This window comes from Streptosporangium nanhuense (assembly GCF_059358815.1).
The window spans coordinates 1-1,642 of record NZ_JCADBG010000091.1 but is presented as its reverse complement, the minus strand read 5'-3'; the positions used below and the strand labels follow the sequence as shown (position 1 = coordinate 1,642).

Here is a 1,642-nt window from a genome sequence, read left to right as displayed (position 1 = left end):
GGGTGAGCTGGTCCGAGGGTGTGGGCATGCTGGTGTTGGAGCGGTTGTCGGACGCTCAGCGCAACGGCCATGAGGTGTTGGCGATCGTGCGCGGTTCGGCGATCAACCAGGATGGTGCGTCGAACGGTTTGACGGCGCCGAACGGTCCCTCGCAGCGGCGGGTGATTCGTCAGGCGCTGGCCGGGGCGGGGTTGTCTTTCGCGGATGTCGACGCGGTGGAAGGGCACGGCACCGGCACCACGCTGGGCGATCCGATCGAGGCTCAAGCCCTGCTGGCGACGTATGGCCAGGACCGGAACGAGGACCGTCCGCTGCTGCTGGGGTCGATCAAGTCCAACTTCGGCCACACCCAGGCGGCCGCGGGCGTTGCCGGTGTGATCAAGATGGTCATGGCGATGCGACACGGCACGCTGCCCAAGACCCTGCATGTCGATACTCCCTCCTCGCATGTGGACTGGGCCTCGGGTGCGGTGGAGGTGTTGACCGAGCCGGTCGAGTGGCCGGAGACCGGGCGTCCGCGCCGGGCGGGGGTGTCGTCGTTCGGGATCAGCGGCACCAACGCCCACATGATCATCGAACAGGGGTCGGAAGGAGAGGACAGCCCGCGGGATCGGGTGCCGGCTGTCGGTGTGGTGCCGGTGCTGGTATCGGCCAAGACGGGTCAGGCGTTGCGGGCGCAGGCCGGGCGGTTGGTCTCGCATGTGGAGGATCGTGGTGAGGTGGCGCTGGTCGATACGGCGTTCTCGCTGGTCACGACTCGTCCGGCGTTCGAGCATCGGGCGGTGGTGCTGGCCGATGGTCGTGAGGGTGTGCTGGCCGGGCTGGGCGCGCTGGCCGAGGACCGTCTCGGCGCCGGTGTGGTACGCGGCGTGGCGGCGGCCGAGCCGAGGCTGGCGGTGTTGTTCACCGGTCAGGGCAGTCAGCGGGCCGGGATGGGCCGTGAGCTGTATGAGCGTTTTCCGGTGTTCGCCGAGGCCTTGGACGCCGTGATCGCCGAGCTGGACCCGCTGCTTGAAGGGTCGTTGCGGGAGGTGTTGTTCGCCGAGCCGGGCAGTGAGCGGGCGGAGGCGTTGGATCAGACCGGGTGGGCACAACCGGCACTGTTCGCGCTGGAGACGGCACTGTTCCGGCTGGTGTCCTCGTGGGGGGTGAAGCCGGGGGTGCTGGCCGGTCATTCGGTCGGGGAGGTCGCGGCTGCGCATGTGGCCGGGGTGTTGTCGTTGAAGGACGCGTGCGCTTTGGTGGCGGCGCGGGCGCGGTTGATGCAGGGGTTGCCTGCTGGTGGGGCGATGGTGTCGGTCCGGGCATCTGAGGAGGAGGTCGCCGGGCTGCTGGCCGGGCGTGAGAAGGAGGTGTCGGTCGCTGCCGTCAACGGCCCGTCCTCGGTGGTGATCTCCGGGGTCGAGGAGCCGGTTCTGGAGATCGCCGCAGCCCTGGAGGAGCGCGGGATCAGGACGAAGCGCCTTCGGGTGTCACATGCCTTCCACTCGCCGTTGATGGAGCCGATGCTGGAGGACTTTCGGGCGGTGGCCCGGACGCTGTCCTACAGCCCGCCGAAGATCCCTGTGGTGTCCACTCTGACCGGTGAGGCGGCGACGGCCGAGCGGCTGTGCTCGCCGGAGTACTGGGTGGATCAGGTGCG

General features: G+C 69.1%; 1 protein-coding gene. It reads left to right on the top strand.

All coding sequences use genetic code 11. The annotated features are described in order from the left end of the window. Nucleotides 1-26: 26 nt before the first annotated feature. A partial coding sequence (locus AC5L38_RS44100) for a type I polyketide synthase (protein ID WP_495248800.1) occupies nt 27-1,642 on the top strand: 1,616 nt, incomplete at its 3' end.